We start from the raw sequence: 1,782 nt of genomic DNA on the forward strand, positions 1-1,782 counted from the left end.
CCCACCCCCGCCCGCCCCCCCCCCCCCCGCCGCCGTCCGAGGCGCCCCCCCGTGCGCCGTCCGCCTCAGCGGAATCCACGAACCGCCGCCACGCCTCGCCCCTGAACCCCCCCCGCCCCCCCCCCGCCAGCAGCGCGTCCACGGCCCGCCGCACCAGTTCGGCCTCCTTGACGCCACTCTCTTCCGCCATGCGCTTCAGCCCCGCCTCCTGCTGTGCGGTGATGTACAGCTGCTTGCGCACCATACGCTCCATGGCATACCGGCCTCTCACCGATCTCCAAACGCGAGTGTGATGTACGTCGATGTATACCCGCGGAGGCGTGGTGAGGCAACGCCGGAGGCGACTCCCGCTACCGCGCGAACTCGCGCAAGCCCGCGCGGACGGCTGCGGGCAGCCGCTCGGCCAGCCGCGCCGGATCCGCCGCCCGCCTCGCGAGCAAGCCGGTCACGAACGGCCGGGAGGTCTCGATGATGTCGATGTCGGGGTAGAGCGCCCGCGCCACTCCCTCGACGGTCACGAGCGCCTTCACGAGCAGCCCGTAGCCCATCGGGATCGCGACGCCGTGCCGCCCGAGCATCGACAGGAACCCCATGCCGAAGTGCCGCACGTCGCGCCCGTCCTCCGACAGCGTGCGCCGCATCAGCGCGGACAAGTCGGCCCGCACCGCCGCACGCCTCTCGGCCGGCACCGTGACGCCGAGCGCCGCCGACCACGTCAGCGCGCGCTCCGCGTCGCCGTAGACCAGCGCGGCGAGCACCTGGGCGATGGCGTGGCGCTCCGCCGCGTCGAGGCGCCCGACGATGCCGAAGTCGAGGTACGCGATGCGCGAGTCGGGCGTGACGAAGATGTTCGCGGGATGCAGGTCGGCGTGGTAGCGGCCGAGCTCGAGCACCTGCCGCATGAACGCCACGGCGCCGTGCACGGCGAGCCCGCGGGCGTCGACGCCCTCGCGCTCGGCGTGCGTCAGCTCCGAGAGGCGCCAGCCCTCGACGAACTCCATCGTGAGCACCACGCGCGCCGTGCGCGTCCACACGACCCGCGGCACGCGCACGAGGGCGTCGTCACGGAAGTCGAACGCGAAGCGGTCGGCGGTGCGGCCCTCGCGGCGCAGGTCGAGCTCGTCGGCGAGCGTGACCGCGAACTCGTCGAGCAGCCCGGCGAGCGAGGCGCGGTGCGCGACCCGCAGCGGCCACGGCCACCGCAACGCCGCGCGTGCGATCCGGAGGTCCTCGGCGACCACCGCCGCGGCGTCCGGCCGCAGCACCTTCACGGCCACCATCGCACCCGCGGGCAGCGGCGCGCCCCACACCGGGGCGTACGCCTCGCGCAGCACCGCGCGGTGCACCTGCGCCACCGAGGCCGATGCCACCGGCTCGCGCTCGAACGAGGCGAAGATCTCCTCCGGATCGGCGCCCAGCGCACGCCGGACCTGCGCGCGGACCGCCTCGTACGGCACGGGCGGCACGCGGTCCTGCAGCCGTTCGAGCTCGAAGACGAGCTCCGCGCCGAACACGTCCGGCCGCACCGAGGCCAGCTGGCCGAGCTTCACGAACGCCGGACCGAGGTCCTCGCACGCGTGGCGGGTCTCGCGGGCGAACGCCGCGCGCCGCGCCTCGGCGGACGCGAGCCCGAAGCGCGCGCGGACCGCCGCGCGCGCCCAGCGGCGCACGAAGACGCCGGCGATGGCCCGACCGCGCGCCACTGAGGGCACTCAGCCCTTCGCAGGGCCCGGGCCGGGACCGTCCGCGTCCTCGCGGGCGAGCAGCGCGTCGATCGACGCC

At 75.5% G+C, this 1,782-nt stretch carries 2 protein-coding genes; both read right to left on the reverse strand.

All coding sequences use genetic code 11. From position 1 onward, the window contains the following. Window positions 1-65: 65 nt before the first annotated feature. Window positions 66-281 carry a hypothetical protein gene (locus tag FDZ70_10075; protein TLM67834.1) on the reverse strand — a complete coding sequence of 72 codons (216 nt, stop codon included), beginning with the start codon at window positions 279-281 and terminating at the stop codon, window positions 66-68. A 69-nt stretch (window positions 282-350) separates the two neighbouring features. After that, on the reverse strand, window positions 351-1,712 hold the full coding sequence (locus FDZ70_10080; GenBank protein TLM67835.1) for an AarF/ABC1/UbiB kinase family protein: 1,362 nt from the start codon (window positions 1,710-1,712) through the stop codon (window positions 351-353). Window positions 1,713-1,782 lie beyond the last annotated feature (70 nt).

The organism is Actinomycetota bacterium, assembly GCA_005774595.1.
GTDB lineage: Bacteria > Actinomycetota > Coriobacteriia > Anaerosomatales > D1FN1-002 > D1FN1-002.